The sequence below is a fragment of the Enterobacter cloacae complex sp. P15RS genome (assembly GCF_014895905.1).
Lineage (GTDB): Bacteria > Pseudomonadota > Gammaproteobacteria > Enterobacterales > Enterobacteriaceae > Enterobacter > Enterobacter quasihormaechei.
The window spans coordinates 13,440-30,973 of record NZ_JADBQL010000020.1; the positions used below are offsets into that span (position 1 = coordinate 13,440).

At 56.3% G+C, this 17,534-nt stretch carries 22 protein-coding genes; 19 read left to right on the top strand and 3 right to left on the bottom strand.

Annotated features, from left to right (window positions below; genetic code table 11):
• Positions 1-5 precede the first annotated feature (5 nt).
• From mdcC to mdcH, 6 genes are all read left to right on the top strand, one after another.
• Positions 6-305: a malonate decarboxylase acyl carrier protein gene (gene mdcC, locus IM267_RS12925; RefSeq protein ID WP_193033542.1), complete on the top strand. Its 300-nt coding sequence runs from the start codon at positions 6-8 to the stop codon at positions 303-305.
• Complete coding sequence (locus tag IM267_RS12930; protein ID WP_063865774.1) at positions 298-1,131, top strand: biotin-independent malonate decarboxylase subunit beta; 834 nt, start codon at positions 298-300, stop codon at positions 1,129-1,131. The genes mdcC and IM267_RS12930 overlap by 8 nt, the downstream gene beginning before the upstream one ends.
• Positions 1,131-1,931: a biotin-independent malonate decarboxylase subunit gamma gene (mdcE, locus tag IM267_RS12935; RefSeq protein WP_193033548.1), complete on the top strand. Its 801-nt coding sequence runs from the start codon at positions 1,131-1,133 to the stop codon at positions 1,929-1,931. Before IM267_RS12930 ends, mdcE begins: the two co-directional genes overlap by 1 nt.
• Before the next feature lie 123 nt (positions 1,932-2,054).
• Positions 2,055-3,014, top strand: a complete 960-nt coding sequence (locus IM267_RS12940; protein WP_063449483.1) for an AEC family transporter — start codon at positions 2,055-2,057, stop codon at positions 3,012-3,014.
• 2 nt (positions 3,015-3,016) lie between these two features.
• On the top strand, positions 3,017-3,634 hold the full coding sequence (locus IM267_RS12945) for a malonate decarboxylase holo-ACP synthase (protein ID WP_107534038.1): 618 nt from the start codon (positions 3,017-3,019) through the stop codon (positions 3,632-3,634).
• Positions 3,634-4,530: a malonate decarboxylase subunit epsilon gene (mdcH, locus tag IM267_RS12950; RefSeq protein WP_193033543.1), complete on the top strand. Its 897-nt coding sequence runs from the start codon at positions 3,634-3,636 to the stop codon at positions 4,528-4,530. Before IM267_RS12945 ends, mdcH begins: the two co-directional genes overlap by 1 nt.
• Positions 4,531-4,590: 60 nt before the next feature.
• On the opposite strand, the gene IM267_RS12955 is transcribed toward mdcH, so the two are convergent.
• Together IM267_RS12955 and IM267_RS12960 are read right to left on the bottom strand one after the other, a co-directional pair.
• Positions 4,591-5,523: a LysR substrate-binding domain-containing protein gene (locus IM267_RS12955; RefSeq protein WP_063865781.1), complete on the bottom strand. Its 933-nt coding sequence runs from the start codon at positions 5,521-5,523 to the stop codon at positions 4,591-4,593.
• 15 nt (positions 5,524-5,538) lie between these two features.
• Positions 5,539-7,443, bottom strand: coding sequence for an ABC transporter ATP-binding protein (locus IM267_RS12960; RefSeq protein ID WP_193033544.1), 1,905 nt, complete (start codon positions 7,441-7,443; stop codon positions 5,539-5,541).
• 132 nt (positions 7,444-7,575) lie between these two features.
• Here IM267_RS12960 and kefG point away from each other — a divergent pair, with 132 nt between their 5' ends.
• The 4 genes from kefG to slyD all read left to right on the top strand — a co-directional run bounded on the left by kefG (position 7,576) and on the right by slyD (position 10,825).
• Positions 7,576-8,127, top strand: a complete 552-nt coding sequence (kefG, locus tag IM267_RS12965; protein ID WP_074160922.1) for a glutathione-regulated potassium-efflux system ancillary protein KefG — start codon at positions 7,576-7,578, stop codon at positions 8,125-8,127.
• The gene (gene kefB / locus IM267_RS12970) at positions 8,127-9,932 is read left to right on the top strand and encodes a glutathione-regulated potassium-efflux system protein KefB (protein ID WP_063865786.1); all 1,806 of its coding nucleotides are present in this window, start codon (positions 8,127-8,129) and stop codon (positions 9,930-9,932) included. Before kefG ends, kefB begins: the two co-directional genes overlap by 1 nt.
• 13 nt (positions 9,933-9,945) lie before the next feature.
• Positions 9,946-10,146, top strand: a complete 201-nt coding sequence (locus tag IM267_RS12975) for a YheV family putative zinc ribbon protein (protein ID WP_003861689.1) — start codon at positions 9,946-9,948, stop codon at positions 10,144-10,146.
• Positions 10,147-10,240: 94 nt separating this feature from the next.
• Positions 10,241-10,825 carry a peptidylprolyl isomerase gene (gene slyD, locus IM267_RS12980; protein WP_023331458.1) on the top strand — a complete coding sequence of 195 codons (585 nt, stop codon included), beginning with the start codon at positions 10,241-10,243 and terminating at the stop codon, positions 10,823-10,825.
• 51 nt (positions 10,826-10,876) lie between these two features.
• Here slyD and IM267_RS12985 read toward each other — a convergent pair whose 3' ends face one another.
• Entirely contained in the window at positions 10,877-11,095 is a 219-nt protein-coding gene (locus IM267_RS12985) for a protein SlyX (RefSeq protein WP_063449475.1), read from the bottom strand.
• A 238-nt stretch (positions 11,096-11,333) separates the two neighbouring features.
• Between IM267_RS12985 and fkpA the strand changes: the two genes are divergently transcribed.
• The 9 genes from fkpA to IM267_RS13030 form a co-directional block, all read left to right on the top strand.
• The gene (gene fkpA, locus IM267_RS12990; protein ID WP_193033545.1) at positions 11,334-12,152 is read left to right on the top strand and encodes an FKBP-type peptidyl-prolyl cis-trans isomerase; all 819 of its coding nucleotides are present in this window, start codon (positions 11,334-11,336) and stop codon (positions 12,150-12,152) included.
• 166 nt (positions 12,153-12,318) lie between these two features.
• A complete protein-coding gene (locus tag IM267_RS12995; RefSeq protein WP_023333674.1) occupies positions 12,319-13,041 on the top strand; it encodes a transcriptional regulator in 723 nt (240 codons plus the stop codon).
• The gene (tusD, locus tag IM267_RS13000; RefSeq protein ID WP_063865797.1) at positions 13,041-13,427 is read left to right on the top strand and encodes a sulfurtransferase complex subunit TusD; all 387 of its coding nucleotides are present in this window, start codon (positions 13,041-13,043) and stop codon (positions 13,425-13,427) included. Before IM267_RS12995 ends, tusD begins: the two co-directional genes overlap by 1 nt.
• Positions 13,427-13,786: a sulfurtransferase complex subunit TusC gene (tusC, locus tag IM267_RS13005; RefSeq protein WP_193033546.1), complete on the top strand. Its 360-nt coding sequence runs from the start codon at positions 13,427-13,429 to the stop codon at positions 13,784-13,786. The genes tusD and tusC overlap by 1 nt, the downstream gene beginning before the upstream one ends.
• 7 nt (positions 13,787-13,793) lie before the next feature.
• A complete protein-coding gene (gene tusB / locus IM267_RS13010) occupies positions 13,794-14,081 on the top strand; it encodes a sulfurtransferase complex subunit TusB (RefSeq protein WP_063449471.1) in 288 nt (95 codons plus the stop codon).
• 124 nt (positions 14,082-14,205) lie between these two features.
• Positions 14,206-14,580, top strand: a complete 375-nt coding sequence (gene rpsL, locus IM267_RS13015) for a 30S ribosomal protein S12 (protein ID WP_000246815.1) — start codon at positions 14,206-14,208, stop codon at positions 14,578-14,580.
• A gap of 96 nt (positions 14,581-14,676) precedes the next feature.
• Positions 14,677-15,147, top strand: coding sequence for a 30S ribosomal protein S7 (gene rpsG, locus IM267_RS13020; protein ID WP_003861706.1), 471 nt, complete (start codon positions 14,677-14,679; stop codon positions 15,145-15,147).
• A 96-nt stretch (positions 15,148-15,243) separates the two neighbouring features.
• Positions 15,244-17,358, top strand: a complete 2,115-nt coding sequence (fusA, locus tag IM267_RS13025) for an elongation factor G (protein WP_063449470.1) — start codon at positions 15,244-15,246, stop codon at positions 17,356-17,358.
• A 69-nt stretch (positions 17,359-17,427) separates the two neighbouring features.
• A partial coding sequence (locus tag IM267_RS13030; protein WP_001785379.1) for a GTP-binding protein occupies positions 17,428-17,534 on the top strand: 107 nt, incomplete at its 3' end.

Genomic DNA, 17,534 nt, shown 5'->3' on the forward strand with positions numbered 1-17,534 from the left:
ATGTTATGGAAAAAATTACATTGACCGTGCCCGCCAGCCGCGAAGTAAGCGGCAGGGCGCTGGCAGGGGTAGTCGGTTCCGGGGATATGGAGGCGCTTTTCACCGCCGAACCGGGCAAGACCTTAACCATTGATATCACCACCTCCGTCGACAACAGCCGCGGACGTTGGGAGGCGTTGTTCAACCGCCTGCAAACCGTCAGCAGCCTGCCCGCAGGCAAACTGACCATCCACGACTTCGGCGCGACGCCGGGCGTGGCACGCATTCGTATCGAACAGGTCTTTGAAGGGGTGAATCATGCGTGATGACAGCAGCTTTATCGAACTAAAAGCGCGCCAGCGTGCGCAGGCATTGCTTGACGACGGCAGCTACCGCGAACTGCTGGATCCGTTTGAAGGCATTATCTCTCCATGGCTTGGGCCACAGGGGATTGTTCCTCAGTCCGATGACGGCATGGTGGTCGCGAAAGGGACCATCAACGGCCAGCCTGCGGTAGTCGTGGCGATTGAAGGCACCTTCCAGGGCGGCAGCATGGGCGAAGTGTCCGGCGCCAAAATGGCGGCGGCGCTGGAGCTGGCGGCGGAAGATAACCGCAACGGCATTCCGACTCAGGCGGTACTGTGCCTCGAAACCGGTGGCGTACGTTTGCAGGAAGCCAACCTTGGCCTGGCGGCGATTGCCGATATCCACGCCGCGATCGTTGACCTGCGTCGCTATACCCCGGTCGTCGGGATTGTCGCCGGGACCGTAGGTTGCTTCGGCGGGATGTCTATCGCCGCGGCGCTGTGCAGCTACCTGATTGTGACCCGCGAAGCGCGTCTTGGCCTCAACGGCCCGCAGGTTATTGAGCAGGAAGCGGGCATTGAAGAGTACGACTCCCGCGACCGTCCGTTTATCTGGAGCATGACCGGCGGCGAAGTGCGCTATGAAAGCGGGCTGGTGGACGCGCTCGTCGGCGACGGCGTGAACGCGGTGAAAGCCGCGATGAACGAGGCCATCGCCAAAGGCGTACCGGCGAAACATCGCACCGATAACTACGACGATTACCTGAACCGTCTGACGAATTTCGACACCCGCAAACAGGCCGATGCCGAACAGATTAAAGCGCTTTTTGCCCGGGAGGTGAAATGATGAGTACTTCAATAAGCCGTGGCGAACTCTGGCTGGAAACCCTCGCCCCTCACGCCAAACGTCTGGAAGGGTTATGCCCGTCCGTGCAGGCGGCAGACGGCGAGCTGAACGGTGAAACGGTGCGCTTTGTCGCCGTGGTGCCGGACGCCAACAACCACTTCCCGCGCGCGGCGCAAGGGGAAGTCGGCCTGCTGGAAGGCTGGACGCTGGCAAAAGTGGTCAGCGAAACCGTAGCCGCTGACGCTGATAAAACCGTGAAGCGCCCGATTGTGGCGGTGATCGACGTCCCAAGCCAGGCCTATGGTCGTCGTGAAGAGGCGTTTGGTATTCACCAGTCGCTGGCCGGAGCCGCTGCCGCCTACGCCAACGCGCGTTTAGCGGGGCACCCGGTGATTGGTCTTATCGTCGGTAAGGCCATGTCCGGCGCGTTTCTGGCGCACGGCTACCAGGCTAACCGCCTGATTGCCTTCAACGATAAAGGCGTGCTGATCCACGCGATGGGCAAAGAGTCTGCGGCGCGCATTACGCTGCGCACCGTAGAGGCGCTGGAAAAACTGGCGGCAACCATTCCGCCAATGGCGTACGACATCAGCAACTACGCCACGCTGGGGCTGCTTTCTGACCTGCTGGACATCAGCAATCCGGATGCCCCTTCCGATAACGATCTGACGCTGGTGAAAACCACCCTGCAACAGGCCATCAGTGACGCTCGTCAGGACACCACGTTGAAAAACCGTCTGGGTGCTGACAACCGCCGCAGCTCGGCGCTCGTACGTGAACGCATGCGAGCCAGCTGGTAAGTAACAAGAGACCTGCCAGATGCATCACCCCGTGGGCGCACCCGCTGCGTCCACGCGGGGAGCTGCATCCTGAAAATAATAAACATCGCGCCAGTGCTTAAACTTTTTTACTACAGGTGATTTATGACTTACGTAATTGTTCATGCTCTTGCACCGATTTTCGTCATCATGCTGCTGGGATTCTGGGCCGGTAAGGCAAAGATGGTCGATAACAAAAATGTTTCCCTGCTCAATATCTTCGTTATGGATTTTGCACTCCCTGCCGCGCTGTTCAGCGCCACCGTGCAAACCCCGTGGACCGGCATTGTGGCGCAGTCGCCGCTGATCCTGGTTCTCACTCTGGCGATGTGGATCACCTATGCGGCCATCTACTTCCTCGCCACCAAAGTCTTTAAAAAATCCCCGCAGGATGCGGCCGTGCTGACGCTGACCGTCGCCCTGCCAAACTATGCGGCGCTCGGCCTGCCGATTCTGGGCAGCGTGCTGGGTGAAAGTTCTTCTACTTCACTCTCCGTGGCGGTCTCCATCGCCTGTGGTTCGGTGCTGATGACCCCGTTCTGCCTGCTGATTCTGGAGCGTGAGAAAGCCCGCGCCGAAGGCAATAACTCCGGTTCAACGCTTTCCATGCTGCCGGTGCTGATGTGGCGTTCCATTAAAAAACCGATCGTGATGGGCCCGCTGTTGGGTGTGATCCTGTCCGCCATCGGCATCACAATGCCGGAGCTGGTACTGGCGGCGATTAAACCGCTGGGACTGTCCGCGACCGCTGCGGCGCTGTTCCTGACCGGGGTGATCCTCTCCGCGCGTAAGCTTCAGATCAACACTATGGTGATCACCTCTACCATCGCTAAGCTGCTGATCCAGCCAGCGATTGCCTGGGGTATCGTCTTGATCTTCGGTCTGCACGGCTCCGTGGCGATCACCGCCATCCTGATGATTGCGCTGTCCGCGGGCTTCTTTGGCGTCGTGTTCGGTAACCGCTTTGGCGTGCAGTCGCCGGATGCAGAAGCCGTGCTGCTGTTGAGCTCCGTACTGTGTATCCTGTCGCTGCCGCTGTTTATTTCGCTGACTTCAGGAATGTAATCATGACCACAACATTACGCCCCCACGACCTTATCTGGCTTACCGCGCGTGACGCGCTGGAAGGTGTCACCGACTCCTGGGTGGACGCGGCCTGGCATACCGGGCTGCCGGTAGTGGTACGGCGTGATGTTGATAGTGAAGGCCGTATTCCCGTTGGCGTTCGCGGTTTGCGTCGCGACCAGCGTGCGGCCGGATGGGTGAAGCCCGGGAACGTGCTGCGCGTGGTTTCGCCTGAAGATTTGTGCGTCACCGCCGATCTGCTGCGTTCGCCGTTTGTCACTCAGCCGCCGGTTCAGGTGGCGCTTCAGCTTGCTCAGCAGTCGTGGCCGTGGACGTGGGGGATAACCGGCAGTACGGGTTACGCGCTGGCGACCGGTATTCCGGTGATCCACGCCGACAGCGATCTCGATCTGCTCATCCGCGCCCCACACGCCGTGTCACCTGACGCGTTTACCGGCTGGCAGGCTCAGCTTGGCCGCGCGCTATGCCGGGCGGATACGCAGGTGGATACGCCCGAGGGCGGATTCGCGCTGGCGGAATGGTTACGCGACGGCAAAACGCTGCTGAAAACCCGCCGTGGACCGCGCCTGGTGGCGGATCCATGGCACAGGGAGGAGTAATGAAAATACTGTTTACCTTTCCGGGGCAGGGCACCCAGCATGAAGGTATGCTGCAAAACCTGCCGGGAACGGAGCTGGAGCAGGCCCGTGCCGTGCTGGGGGCGGAAGTCGATACCCTGGACAGCGCAGCCTCGCTGACCCATACCCGCGCGGTTCAGCTTTCACTGTTAATAGCCGGCGTGTCCTGGGCGCGCGAGCTGGAACGTCGCGGCGTGTCGCCGGATATCGTCAGCGGTTTATCGATTGGCGCTTATCCCGCGGCGGTGGTGTCGGGCGCGCTGGCGTTTACGGACGCGCTGAAGCTGGTGGCGCTGCGTGGCGATCTGATGGAGCAGGCGTATCCACATGGCTACGGCCTGACGGCGATAATGGGGTTGACCCTGCCGCAGGTGGAAAACCTTATCCAGGGGACAGGAACCTATATCGCTAACCTGAATGCCGAAACGCAGATCGTTATAGCCGGAACCGATGACGGCATGGCGCAGGTGGCGGAACGCGCGCTGGCGAAGGGTGCGAGCAAGGCCAAACGGCTGGCGGTGAGCGTGCCGTCGCACTGCGAGCTGCTGGCGGAACCCGCGCAGAAGCTGGTGGCGGCGTTTGAATCGGTCACGCTTTCACGCCCCCGCTGCGCGTACCTGAGCGGCAGTACCGGGCGCGTGCTCTGGCAGCCAGAAAGAATTGCCGACGACCTGGCGATGAACATGGCGCGCACCGTGCGCTGGCAGGAGGCAGTCATTTCTGCCAATGAACGCGAAGCGCGGCTGGCGATTGAGATGCCGCCAGGGGGCATATTGACCTGCCTGACGCGTCAGGCGGCCTGGGAAGGGGAATCCATTTCGCTGGAGCGCAGCGGGGTGGACGTGGCGGTGCATCTGGCAGGGCGGCTTCAGCGGTGAGTTTGATGCCCGGTGATCCGGGAGTAGGCCCGGTAAGCGTAGCACCACCGGGCAATAACATCAGGCACCATCCTGCAAACTGCGGGCATACATCCGCCCTTCAGCGGCCAGCGCCCGCAGGCTGGGATCCTGCTCGCGGTTGCGCGCAAAGACGATCGCAATCAGTTGCTGCATCTGGTACGGCTGCGCCAGCTTTAACAGCTGCACCGAATTTTCGTACACTTTCTTCATCCTGCCCGGCATTAGCGTAAACCCGACCCCTGCCTGCACCAGGCTCAGCATCGAGAAGATATCGTTCACCCGCGTCACAATATCCGGCTCGAATCCGGCAATATGAAACGCTTCCTGAAACCCCGCATATGTGGCGAACCCTTCCGCGAGGGCGACGAACTTCCGATCTTTATAGTCGCGCAGATCGGCGGGGCCGCTGGTATTGAGCGTGGCAGAGGCCGGTGCGGCAAGGAAAATATCGTCGTGGAACAGCGGCAGCACTTCGAGGCTGTTACGGTCGATATCGCTTTCGGAGATAGAGATTAAAATCGCGTCCAGCGACCCTTCATCCAGCATGTGCAGCAAGGTTTCGTTAGATCCCATCGTGAGATCCATCTCCAGATCCGGACGGCGCAGCTTCATGCCCATGATCAGGCGCGGCACGGTTTCCAGCGTCAACGAGTAGAGCGTGCCGACGCGTAACCGCCCCTGACCAATGCCGGCGACCTTGCGCGACTCTTCCAGCCCGCGCTCCATCACCTGCATCACCTCCTGGCAATACTCCAGCAGCGTCCACGCCGAGGGGAGGGCAATCAGGTTGCGCCCTTTGTGAGTAAAGAGCGGGCAGCGGACGTTCTCTTCCAGAGTATGCAGCGCCCGGTGCACGCTGACGCCGCTCAGACCGAGCGTTTCGGCGGTACGCGCGATATTGCCCTTCTCCATGAACGTCATGAAGATGCTGAGCTTACGGAACGTAATCTCGCTCGTGGTATCGAAACCCATAACCCTCCCGGCGTGTTAGTCGGCTTGCAGCATCGCTTCCAGCTGTTCCTGCGCGTCCAGCCAGGCCATTTCGCACTCTTCGAGGCTGGATTTGGCCTTCGCCTGCGTTTGCAGGCAGTCCGTTAGCTCCGCTTTACGGCGCTGATCGTACAGGTCGCTGTCGCCGAGCTTCTCTTCAACGGCGGCAAGCGTGGCGTTGAGCTTTTCCATCTCTTTTTCGAGACGGGCAATCTCTTTACGCAGCGGCTGAGTCTGGGTACGCAGCTCCGCTTCACGGCGCTTCTGGTCTTTGCGCGCCTGCGCGCTGTTGGCGTTGTCTTTCGCTGACTCTTCCGGCTGGTTTTCCTGCTTCTGCACGTCCGTCAGCCACTGCTGATAATCTTCCAGATCGCCGTCAAACGGCTCCACTTTGCCGCCGTGCACCAGGTAGAGATCGTCGGTGGTGGAGCGGATCAGGTGGCGATCGTGCGATACGACAACCAGCGCCCCTTCGAACTCAATCAGCGCTTCGGTCAGCGCCTGACGCATGTCGAGATCCAGGTGGTTGGTCGGTTCATCGAGCAGCAGCAGGTTTGGACGCTGCCAGACGATCAGCGCCAGCACCAGGCGGGCTTTTTCACCGCCCGAGAAACGCGCGGTGTTTTCAGTGACCTTATCGCCCTGGAAGCCGAAGCCGCCGAGGTAGTCGCGCAGCTTTTGCTCCATTTCCTGCGGGGCCAGGCGAGCCAGGTGCTGAATTGGCGATTCATCCGCGCGTAAAAATTCCAGCTGATGCTGGGCGAAGTAGCCAAGCTTAATGCCCTTCGCCAGGCCGATTTCGCCGCTGACCGGGTTAAGCTCGCCCGCCAGCAGCTTGATCAGCGTGGATTTACCGGCGCCGTTACGCCCCAGCAGACCGATGCGTGAACCCGGCACCAGATTAAGCTTAATAGAGTCGAGAATAATGCGATCGCCATAGCCTGCGCTCACTTTTTCCATTTTCAGCAGCGGGTTCGGCAGGCTCTCCGGCTCACGGAAACTGAAGTGGAACGGGTTATCCACGTGCGCGGGGGCGATCATCTCCATGCGTTCCAGCATCTTGATGCGGCTCTGCGCCTGCTTGGCTTTTGACGCCTTGGCCTTGAAGCGATCCACAAAGCTTTGCAGGTGCGCTACGCGCTGCTGCTGACTTTCATACAACGCCTGCTGCTGGGCAAGGCGCGTCGCGCGCTGGCGTTCGAAGGAGCTGTAGTTGCCGGTGTACTCGAACATGCTTTGCTGTTCGATATGAATGATTTTATCTACTACCGGATCGAGGAAGTCGCGGTCGTGGGAGATCAGAATCAGAGTGCCCTGATAGCTCTTAAGCCACTTCTCCAGCCAAATAACCGCATCGAGATCGAGGTGGTTGGTCGGTTCATCGAGCAGCAGGAGGTCGGAGCGGCAGATCAGCGCCTGCGCCAGGTTGAGGCGCATACGCCAGCCGCCCGAGAAGTCGCTGACCGGGCGTTCAAGCTGTTCGTTGCTGAAGCCCAGACCGTGCAGCAGGCTGGATGCGCGGGAGCGAATGGTCCAGGCGTCGATGGCGTCCAGCTTGCCGTGAACGGTGGCGATGGCGTGGCCGTCGTTGCGCTCGTTGGCGGCATTGAGCTCCACTTCGAGCCTGCGGTATTCGCGGTCGCCGTCGATAACATAGTCGAGTGCGGGTTCGCTCAGCGCAGGCGTCTCCTGGTTCACCCAGGCAAGCTGCCAGTTGCCCGGGAAGGTAAAGTTCCCGCCATCCGCGCTTATCTCGTTTTTCAGCAGCGCCAGCAGGGTGGATTTACCGCAGCCGTTTTTGCCGACCAGCCCCACCTTCTGGCCCGGGTTGATGGTAGCAGTCGCGTTATCCAGCAGGACGCGCACGCCGCGACGAATTTGTAACGAGGAGAAAACAATCATAGAAGCGCCGTATGTTCCGACTATGTTAATTTGTCATTATGATAATGTAAGGTGTGGGCCATTTTCCCCACCGGGCCGCCATGGTAGCCCAAAACGACAACAATACACAAAAACAGAACCGGGAGGGGAGTGATGTCTCAGACAGCGAAAGTGCTGCTGCTGTATGCCCATCCGGAATCTCAGGACTCGGTGGCGAACCGGGTACTGCTTAAGCCGGCCACACAGCTCAGTAACGTCACGGTGCACGATCTCTACGCGCACTATCCTGATTTTTTTATTGATATTCCTTACGAGCAGGAACTGCTGCGTCAGCATGACGTGATTGTGTTCCAGCATCCGCTTTATACCTATAGCTGTCCGGCGCTGCTCAAAGAGTGGCTGGACCGCGTGCTGAGCCGGGGTTTTTCCAGCGGGGTGGGAGGCAACCAACTGGCGGGAAAGTACTGGCGGAGCGTCATTACCACCGGTGAGCCGGAAAGTGCTTACCGTCACGACGGGCTGAACCGTTATCCCATGAGCGACATCCTGAGGCCGTTCGAGCTGACGGCGGCGATGTGCCGCATGCACTGGATGAGCCCGATTATTGTTTACTGGGCGCGGCGGCAGGAACCAAAGGCGCTGGCGAGCCATGCCAGAGCCTACGGAGAATGGCTGGCATCACCGATACCGGCGGGAGGACGCTAATGGACGGTTCGAATTTACTCCTTGCCGGGGTGCTGTTTTTGTTTGCCGCCGTGGTCGCCGTGCCGCTTGCCGCGCGTCTCGGCATCGGCGCGGTGCTGGGCTATTTGCTGGCGGGGATCGCCATTGGCCCCTGGGGGCTGGGGTTCATCAGCGATGTGGATGAAATTCTCCACTTCTCCGAGCTGGGCGTGGTGTTCCTGATGTTCATTATCGGCCTTGAATTGAACCCCTCCAAACTATGGCAATTGCGGCAATCTATTTTTGGCGTCGGGGCGGCGCAGGTGTTACTCAGCGCCGCCATTCTGGCGGGCCTGCTGATGCTGACGCAGTTTTCCTGGCAGGCGGCGGTGATTGGCGGCATCGGTCTTGCGATGTCGTCGACGGCGATGGCGCTACAGCTGATGCGCGACAAGGGGATGAACCGCAACGAGGCGGGGCAGCTGGGCTTTTCGGTGCTGTTGTTCCAGGATTTAGCGGTGATCCCGGCGCTGGCGCTGGTGCCGCTGCTGGCAGGCTCAGGAGACGATCATTTCGACTGGATGAAAATCGCCATGAAGGTGCTGGCCTTCGCGGGCATGCTGATTGGCGGACGGTTTTTACTGCGCCCGGTATTCCGTTTCATTGCCGCATCCGGCGTGCGCGAGGTATTTACCGCCGCAACGCTGCTGCTGGTGCTCGGCTCGGCGCTGTTCATGGATGCCCTCGGGCTGTCGATGGCGCTCGGGACGTTTATCGCCGGGGTGCTGCTTGCGGAAAGTGAGTACCGCCACGAGCTGGAGACCGCCATCGATCCGTTTAAGGGGCTGCTGTTAGGGCTGTTCTTTATTTCGGTGGGCATGGCGCTCAACCTCGGCGTGCTCTATACCCATCTGCTGTGGGTCGTGATGAGCGTGGCGGTGCTGGTCGCGGTGAAAACGCTGGTGCTGTATGTTCTGGCGAGAATTTACGGGCTGCGCAGCTCGGAAAGAATGCAGTTTTCCAGCGTGTTAAGCCAGGGTGGAGAGTTTGCGTTTGTGCTGTTTTCCACGGCGTCGTCTCAGAAGCTGTTCAAAGATGACCAGATGGCGCTGCTGCTGGTGACGGTAACGCTGTCGATGATGACCACGCCGCTGCTGATGAAGCTGGTGGACAAACTGCTTTCGCGCCGCCTGAACCCGGCAACCGATGAAGATGAAACGCCGTGGGTGGAGGACGATAAGCCTCAGGTGATCGTCGTGGGCTTTGGCCGCTTCGGGCAGGTGATTGGCCGCCTGTTGATGGCGAACAAAATGCGCATCACGGTGCTGGAGCGCGATATCAGCGCGGTCAACCTGATGCGCAAATACGGTTATAAGGTCTATTACGGCGATGCGACGCAGCTTGAGCTGTTGCGCTCGGCGGGAGCGGAGGCCGCGGAGTCCATCATTATCACCTGCAACGATCCGGAAGACACCATGAAGCTGGTGGAGCTGTGCCAGCAGCATTTCCCGCATCTGCATATTCTGGCGCGTGCCCGCGGACGTGTTGAAGCTCACGAACTTTTGCAGGCGGGTGTGAAACACTTCTCCCGTGAAACGTTTTCCAGTGCGCTGGAGCTGGGGCGTAAGGCGCTGATCTCGCTTGGGATGCATCCTCACCAGGCTCAGCGGGCCCAGATGCATTTCCGCCGGCTGGATATGCGCATGCTGCGCGAGCTGATGCCCGTGCACAGCGACACGGCGCAGATCTCCCGCGTGCGGGAAGCGCGTCGCGAGCTGGAGGAGATCTTCCAGCGCGAAATGCAGCAGGAACGACGCCAGCTCGACGGCTGGGATGAATTTGAATAAAGGGTAACGAAAGATGGCTGTACGTAAACGCTTTATCGCGGGTGCAAAGTGCCCGTCCTGCCAGGCGCAAGATACGCTGGCCATGTGGCGCGAAAATAATATCGATATCGTTGAATGTGTTAAGTGCGGCCACCAGATGCGTGAGGCCGACAAAGAAGCCCGCGATCACGTTCGCAAAGAAGAGCAAGTGATCGGCATTTTTCATCCAGACTAGCGATATGCTCTGAGTTTTTTTAAGCTTAAGGGTACACGGGTGCAGATTTCCGCTACAATCTGCGCCAGTAATTTTCCCACGCTCAGGAGATATCATGAAAGTAGCAAAAGACCTGGTGGTCAGCCTGGCCTATCAGGTACGTACAGAAGACGGTGTGTTGGTTGATGAGTCTCCGGTGAGTGCGCCGCTGGACTACCTGCATGGTCACGGTTCCCTGATTTCCGGCCTGGAAACTGCGCTGGAAGGCCATGAAGTTGGCGACAAATTCGACGTTGCTGTAGGCGCGAACGACGCTTACGGTCAGTATGACGACAACCTGGTTCAGCGCGTTCCTAAAGACGTGTTCATGGGCGTTGACGAGTTGCAGGTTGGCATGCGCTTCCTGGCTGAAACTGACCAGGGTCCGGTTCCTGTTGAAATCACTGAAGTTGAAGACGACCACGTCGTGGTTGACGGCAACCACATGCTGGCTGGCCAGAACCTGAAGTTCAACGTAGAAGTTGTTGCTATCCGTGAAGCAACCGAAGAAGAGCTGGCTCATGGTCACGTTCACGGTGCGCACGGTCACGACCATGACCACGATCACGGCCATGACGGCTGCTGCGGTGGTCACGGCCACGACCATGGTCACGACCACGGTAAAGGTGGTTGCGGTAACGGCGGCTGCGGTTGCCACTGATTCCGTACTGCGGAAAATAAAAAAGCGGGATAATCCCGCTTTTTTTACGCCTCAATAATGAGGTGGTGGCGTCTCTTCCGACTGAGAGGCAATATTCGACGGCTGCGTGGCCTTCAGCTTTTCCGTCAGCAGGCGCATATGATCGCGCAGTTTTGCCATTTCAAGCTCATGGGCCGTTACGGTCTGGTTCAGTTCTTCGATGGTGATGTCCTGAAAAGCCAGGCGGCTTTCCAGCTCAGCCAGTCTCGCTTCGATCATTGTATCCTTCATCATTCACCTCGTTTATATCTCATACGCCATAATGGGCCAGCGGCGGCGAAGTTTAGCTGACTTTTTCCTTAAGTACAGTATCCATCTCCCTGACAAGAAACTTATTTAAACAAAAATAGTCTGAAAAGAGGCGACAATAGGGGGAGTCTGTCTGTAGATTTCTTCCACAACGTTTTATAGTACGTCACTCATTTACGTTTAACACTGGGGTGAGAGACCTCAGGTCCTGGAGATATGGATGAAATCACTGTTTAAAGTTACGCTGCTGGCGACCACGATGGCCGTTGCGCTCAACGCGCCGCTGTCTTTCGCTGCTGATACTGCTGCGAAGCCTGCTGCGACTACAGACAGCAAAGCGGCATTCAAAAATGACGACCAGAAATCCGCCTACGCACTTGGCGCGTCTCTGGGTCGTTACATGGAAAACTCTCTGAAAGAACAAGAGAAGCTGGGCATCAAACTGGACAAAAACCAGCTGATCGCCGGTGTTCAGGATGCGTTCGCCGACAAGAGCAAGCTCTCTGATCAGGAAATCGAGCAGACTCTGCAAGCGTTTGAAGCGCGTGTGAAAGGCGCCGCTCAAACCAAGATGGAAGCAGACGCTAAAGATAACGAAGCGAAAGGCAAAGCCTACCGCGACAGGTTTGCTAAAGAGAAAGGCGTTAAAACGTCTTCTACCGGCCTGATCTATAAAGTTGAGAAAGAAGGGACCGGCGACGCGCCTAAAGACAGCGACACCGTTGTGGTGAACTACAAAGGTACGCTGATCGACGGTAAAGAGTTCGATAACTCTTACACCCGCGGTGAGCCTCTCTCCTTCCGTCTGGACGGTGTGATCCCGGGCTGGACCGAAGGCCTGAAGAACATCAAGAAAGGCGGTAAGATCAAGCTGGTCATTCCACCAGACCTGGCTTACGGCAAAACTGGCGTTCCGGGCATCCCGGCTAACTCTACGCTGGTATTTGACGTAGAACTGCTGGACATCAAACCGGCTCCGAAAGCGGATGCGAAAGCAGACGCACCGGCTGACGATAAAGCCGCAGCAGCCAAGAAGTAATGCTGAGAAAAACCGCCGCCTGCCAGGCGGCGGTTTTTTTTATGTGGGGCAGATATAATTAACACTGGAAAGCGTTATACACGCTGTATTAATTTAGTTGTCCGTGTAGATAATGAGCCTGCCCTGAAAACCTAACGACAGGCTCCTGAAAAGGAGTGTTTTTTTCATGTCCAGGTCGCTTTTAACCAACGAAACCAGTGAACTTGATTTGCTGGATCAACGTCCATTTGACCAGACCGACTTCGATATTCTGAAATCCTACGAAGCGGTAGTGGACGGGTTAGCGATGCTCATTGGTTCCCACTGCGAAATCGTATTGCATTCCCTGCAAGATCTTAAGTGTTCCGCTATCCGCATTGCGAACGGTGAGCACACTGGCCGTAAAATTGGTTCGCCAATCACCGACCTTGCATTGCGTATGTTGCATGACATGACCGGCGCGGACAGCAGCGTCTCAAAATGCTATTTCACCCGCGCCAAAAGCGGCGTGCTGATGAAATCAGAAACTATCGCGATTCGAAACCGTGACCACCGGGTTATCGGGTTGCTGTGCATCAACATGAACCTTGATGTGCCCTTCTCTCAAATCATGAGCACCTTCATTCCGCCAGAAACGCCGGACGTGGGCTCGTCGGTGAACTTTGCTTCCTCCGTTGAGGATCTCGTGACCCAGACGCTGGAGTTCACCATTGAAGAGGTGAATGCCGATCGCAACGTATCCAACAACGCCAAGAATCGTCAGATCGTCCTGAACCTCTATGAGAAAGGGATTTTTGATATCAAAGATGCCATCAACCAGGTAGCCGATCGCCTGAATATCTCTAAGCACACGGTTTACCTTTATATTCGCCAGTTCAAAAGCGGCGATTTCCTGGGGCAAGACAAGTAATGCGCTTTGCGTTAATGGTGACGGGCCCGGCGTACGGAACCCAGCAGGCCAGCAGCGCGCTACAGTTTGCCCATGCGCTGCTTGATGCCGGCCATGAACTGGCAAGCGTCTTCTTCTATCGTGAAGGGGTGTATAACGCGAACCAGTTTACCTCTCCGGCAAGCGATGAGTTTGACCTTGTGCGCGCCTGGCAAAAATTAAACGAAACGCAGGGCGTTGAGCTGCATATCTGCGTCGCCGCGGCACTGCGTCGCGGTGTGGCGGATGCGACCGAAGCCGAACGCCTCGGTCTGGCGGGGGCCAACCTGCAACCGGGCTTTTCGCTCAGCGGATTAGGTGCATTGGCACAGGCCGCATTGACCTGCGACAGAGTGGTGCAATTTTGATGAAGCGCGTAGCGTTTGTTTTTACTTCTGCGCCGCACGGCAGCGCTTCAGGTCGCGAAGGGCTGGATGCATTGCTCGCGACATCGGCATTAACCGAAGATATCGGCGTGTTCTTTATAGGCGATGGCGTATTCCAGCTTCTGGCCGGCCAACAGCCGCAGGCTATTCTCGCGCGCGATTACATTGCGACCTTTAAGGTCCTGCCGCTCTATGACATTGAAACCTTCTATGTGTGTGCCGACTCGCTGGCCGCTCGTGGGTTAAACGAGAAAACATCGTTCGTGCTGGACGTGACGATCCTCGCCTCTGCGGCGCTGCGCGAACATCTCTCTCACTACGATACCGTTCTGACTTTCTGAGGCCGTCATGCTCCATACCCTGAGCCGTTCACCGTGGCAATGCGATATCGACACGTTACTGAGCATGCTGCGCGAAGGCGACGATCTGCTGCTGATTCAGGATGGCGTGCTGGCGGCGCTTGAAGGCAGCCGTTTTGTTGAAATCCTCAGTAATGCCCCCATAACTGTCTCTGCGCTGAAGGACGATCTGGATGCGCGGGGTCTTTCTGGTCAAATTTCAGCCAAAATTGACGTGGTTGGCTATACTGATTTCGTCAATCTTACTGTGACGCACGCCAGTCAAATGAACTGGTGATTTGAGATCGCTGTATATTTCTTGACACCTTTTCGACGTAGCCCTAAAATTTCGCGTCCTCATATTGTATGAGGTCGTTTTATTACGTGTTTACGAAGCAAAAGCTAAAACCAGGAGCTATTTAATGGCAACAGTTAACCAGCTGGTACGCAAACCACGTGCACGCAAAGTTGCAAAAAGCAACGTGCCTGCGCTGGAAGCCTGCCCGCAGAAACGTGGTGTATGTACTCGTGTATATACCACCACTCCTAAAAAACCAAACTCCGCACTGCGTAAAGTATGCCGTGTGCGTTTGACTAACGGTTTCGAAGTGACTTCCTACATCGGTGGTGAAGGTCACAACCTTCAGGAGCACTCCGTGATCCTGATCCGTGGCGGTCGTGTTAAAGACCTTCCGGGTGTTCGTTACCACACCGTTCGTGGTGCGCTGGACTGCTCAGGTGTTAAAGACCGTAAGCAGGCTCGCTCCAAGTACGGCGTGAAGCGTCCTAAGGCTTAATGGTTCTCCGTTAAGTAAGGCCAAACTGATTTATCTTAATGTCAAACTAAACTCGTAGAGTTTTGGACAATCCTGAATTAACAACGGAGTAATCCCATGCCACGTCGTCGCGTCATTGGTCAGCGTAAAATTCTTCCAGATCCGAAATTCGGATCAGAACTGCTGGCAAAATTTGTAAATATCCTGATGGTAGATGGTAAGAAATCTACCGCAGAAGCAATCGTATACAGCGCGCTGGAGACCCTGGCTCAGCGTTCTGGTAAAAATGAACTGGAAGCTTTCGAAGTCGCTCTCGACAACGTGCGCCCGACTGTAGAAGTTAAGTCTCGCCGCGTTGGTGGTTCTACTTATCAGGTTCCAGTTGAAGTTCGTCCGGTTCGTCGTAATGCTCTGGCAATGCGTTGGATCGTTGAAGCTGCTCGTAAACGCGGTGATAAATCCATGGCTCTGCGTCTGGCGAACGAACTTTCTGATGCTGCGGAAAACAAAGGTACCGCAGTTAAGAAACGTGAAGACGTTCACCGTATGGCAGAAGCCAACAAGGCGTTCGCACACTACCGTTGGTAATCCCTTCGGAGTCGTAGTCACCAGGCGGGCGCTTCAGAGAAGCCGCCCGCTCTGGGTAACTTAACTGAACGCCTAAAGATATAAACGAGGAATCAAATGGCTCGTACAACACCCATCGCACGCTACCGTAACATCGGTATCAGTGCGCACATCGACGCCGGTAAAACCACTACTACCGAACGTATTCTGTTCTACACCGGTGTAAACCATAAAATCGGTGAAGTTCATGACGGCGCTGCCACCATGGACTGGATGGAACAGGAGCAGGAGCGTGGTATTACTATCACCTCCGCAGCGACTACTGCTTTCTGGTCAGGTATGGCTAAGCAGTACGAACCGCATCGCGTAAACATCATCGACACCCCAGGGCACGTTGACTTCACCATCGAAGTAGAACGTTCCATGCGTGTTCTTGACGGCGCGGTAATGGTTTATTGCGCAGTTGGTGGTGTTCAGCCACAGTCTGAAACCGTATGGCGTCAGGCGAACAAATATAAAGTTCCACGCATCGCGTTCGTTAACAAAATGGACCGTATGGGTGCTAACTTCCTGAAAGTTGTTGGCCAGATCAAAACCCGTCTGGGCGCGAACCCTGTTCCGCTTCAGCTGGCAATTGGTGCTGAAGAAGGTTTCACCGGCGTTATCGACCTGGTGAAAATGAAAGCGATCAACTGGAACGAAGCAGATGCGGGCGTTACCTTCGAATACGAAGATATCCCGGCAGAGATGCAGGACCTGGCTGACGAATGGCACCAGAACCTGATCGAATCCGCAGCAGAAGCTTCTGAAGAGCTGATGGAGAAATACCTGGGTGGTGAAGAACTGACTGAGCAAGAGATCAAATCTGCTCTGCGTCAGCGCGTTCTGAACAACGAAATCATCCTGGTAACCTGTGGTTCTGCGTTCAAGAACAAAGGTGTTCAGGCAATGCTGGATGCGGTAGTTGACTACCTGCCATCCCCGGTTGACGTTCCTGCGATCAACGGCATCCTGGACGACGGTAAAGATACTCCGGCTGAGCGTCACGCAAGTGATGACGAGCCGTTCTCTGCACTGGCGTTCAAAATTGCTACCGACCCATTCGTGGGTAACCTGACCTTCTTCCGCGTTTACTCTGGTGTGGTTAACTCCGGTGACACCATCCTGAACTCCGTGAAAGCGGCGCGTGAACGTTTTGGCCGTATCGTACAGATGCACGCTAACAAACGTGAAGAGATCAAAGAAGTTCGTGCGGGCGACATCGCTGCTGCTATCGGTCTGAAAGACGTGACTACTGGTGACACCCTGTGTGACCCGGATCACCCAATCATTCTGGAGCGTATGGAATTCCCAGAGCCGGTAATCTCCATCGCGGTTGAACCAAAAACCAAAGCTGACCAGGAAAAAATGGGTCTGGCTCTGGGCCGTCTGGCGAAAGAAGACCCATCATTCCGCGTATGGACTGATGAAGAATCTAACCAGACCATCATCGCTGGTATGGGTGAACTGCACCTGGACATCATCGTTGACCGTATGAAACGTGAATTCAACGTTGAAGCGAACGTGGGTAAACCTCAGGTTGCTTACCGCGAAGCGATTCGCGCGAAAGTTACCGATGTTGAAGGTAAACACGCTAAGCAGTCTGGTGGTCGCGGTCAGTACGGTCACGTTGTGATCGACATGTACCCACTGGAGCCGGGCTCTAACCCTAAAGGTTACGAGTTCATCAACGACATCAAAGGTGGTGTAATTCCTGGCGAATACATCCCTGCCGTTGATAAAGGCATCCAGGAGCAGCTGAAAGCTGGTCCTCTGGCTGGTTACCCGGTTGTAGACATGGGTGTTCGTCTGCACTTCGGTTCTTACCACGACGTTGACTCCTCTGAACTGGCGTTTAAACTGGCTGCGTCTATTGCCTTTAAAGAAGGCTTTAAGAAAGCAAAACCAGTTCTGCTTGAGCCAATCATGAAGGTTGAAGTAGAAACTCCGGAAGAGAACACCGGTGACGTTATCGGTGACTTGAGCCGTCGTCGCGGTATGCTGCGTGGTCAGGAATCCGAAGTAACTGGCGTTAAGATCCACGCTGAAGTTCCGCTGTCTGAAATGTTCGGATATGCAACTCAGCTGCGTTCTCTGACCAAAGGTCGTGCATCATATACTATGGAATTCCTGAAGTATGATGATGCGCCGAACAACGTTGCTCAGGCCGTTATCGAAGCCCGTGGTAAGTAATCCACAGGATTAAAACCTAAGTCCCGTGCTCTCTCCGAAGGGGAGAGCACTATAGTAAGGAATATAGCCGTGTCTAAAGAAAAATTTGAACGTACAAAACCGCACGTCAACGTTGGTACTATCGGCCACGTTGACCATGGTAAAACTACCCTGACTGCTGCAATCACTACCGTACT

What these genes read in the sequence shown, in the direction of transcription:
- mdcC (WP_193033542.1), top strand. Translation starts at nt 6, where the DNA reads ATGGAAAAAATTACATTGACCGTGCCCGCCAGCCGCGAAGTAAGCGGC.
- IM267_RS12930 (WP_063865774.1), top strand. Translation starts at nt 298, where the DNA reads ATGCGTGATGACAGCAGCTTTATCGAACTAAAAGCGCGCCAGCGTGCG.
- mdcE (WP_193033548.1), top strand. Translation starts at nt 1,131, where the DNA reads ATGAGTACTTCAATAAGCCGTGGCGAACTCTGGCTGGAAACCCTCGCC.
- IM267_RS12940 (WP_063449483.1), top strand. Translation starts at nt 2,055, where the DNA reads ATGACTTACGTAATTGTTCATGCTCTTGCACCGATTTTCGTCATCATG.
- IM267_RS12945 (WP_107534038.1), top strand. Translation starts at nt 3,017, where the DNA reads ATGACCACAACATTACGCCCCCACGACCTTATCTGGCTTACCGCGCGT.
- mdcH (WP_193033543.1), top strand. Translation starts at nt 3,634, where the DNA reads ATGAAAATACTGTTTACCTTTCCGGGGCAGGGCACCCAGCATGAAGGT.
- IM267_RS12955 (WP_063865781.1), bottom strand. Translation starts at nt 5,523, where the DNA reads ATGGGTTTCGATACCACGAGCGAGATTACGTTCCGTAAGCTCAGCATC.
- IM267_RS12960 (WP_193033544.1), bottom strand. Translation starts at nt 7,443, where the DNA reads ATGATTGTTTTCTCCTCGTTACAAATTCGTCGCGGCGTGCGCGTCCTG.
- kefG (WP_074160922.1), top strand. Translation starts at nt 7,576, where the DNA reads ATGTCTCAGACAGCGAAAGTGCTGCTGCTGTATGCCCATCCGGAATCT.
- kefB (WP_063865786.1), top strand. Translation starts at nt 8,127, where the DNA reads ATGGACGGTTCGAATTTACTCCTTGCCGGGGTGCTGTTTTTGTTTGCC.
- IM267_RS12975 (WP_003861689.1), top strand. Translation starts at nt 9,946, where the DNA reads ATGGCTGTACGTAAACGCTTTATCGCGGGTGCAAAGTGCCCGTCCTGC.
- slyD (WP_023331458.1), top strand. Translation starts at nt 10,241, where the DNA reads ATGAAAGTAGCAAAAGACCTGGTGGTCAGCCTGGCCTATCAGGTACGT.
- IM267_RS12985 (WP_063449475.1), bottom strand. Translation starts at nt 11,095, where the DNA reads ATGAAGGATACAATGATCGAAGCGAGACTGGCTGAGCTGGAAAGCCGC.
- fkpA (WP_193033545.1), top strand. Translation starts at nt 11,334, where the DNA reads ATGAAATCACTGTTTAAAGTTACGCTGCTGGCGACCACGATGGCCGTT.
- IM267_RS12995 (WP_023333674.1), top strand. Translation starts at nt 12,319, where the DNA reads ATGTCCAGGTCGCTTTTAACCAACGAAACCAGTGAACTTGATTTGCTG.
- tusD (WP_063865797.1), top strand. Translation starts at nt 13,041, where the DNA reads ATGCGCTTTGCGTTAATGGTGACGGGCCCGGCGTACGGAACCCAGCAG.
- tusC (WP_193033546.1), top strand. Translation starts at nt 13,427, where the DNA reads ATGAAGCGCGTAGCGTTTGTTTTTACTTCTGCGCCGCACGGCAGCGCT.
- tusB (WP_063449471.1), top strand. Translation starts at nt 13,794, where the DNA reads ATGCTCCATACCCTGAGCCGTTCACCGTGGCAATGCGATATCGACACG.
- rpsL (WP_000246815.1), top strand. Translation starts at nt 14,206, where the DNA reads ATGGCAACAGTTAACCAGCTGGTACGCAAACCACGTGCACGCAAAGTT.
- rpsG (WP_003861706.1), top strand. Translation starts at nt 14,677, where the DNA reads ATGCCACGTCGTCGCGTCATTGGTCAGCGTAAAATTCTTCCAGATCCG.
- fusA (WP_063449470.1), top strand. Translation starts at nt 15,244, where the DNA reads ATGGCTCGTACAACACCCATCGCACGCTACCGTAACATCGGTATCAGT.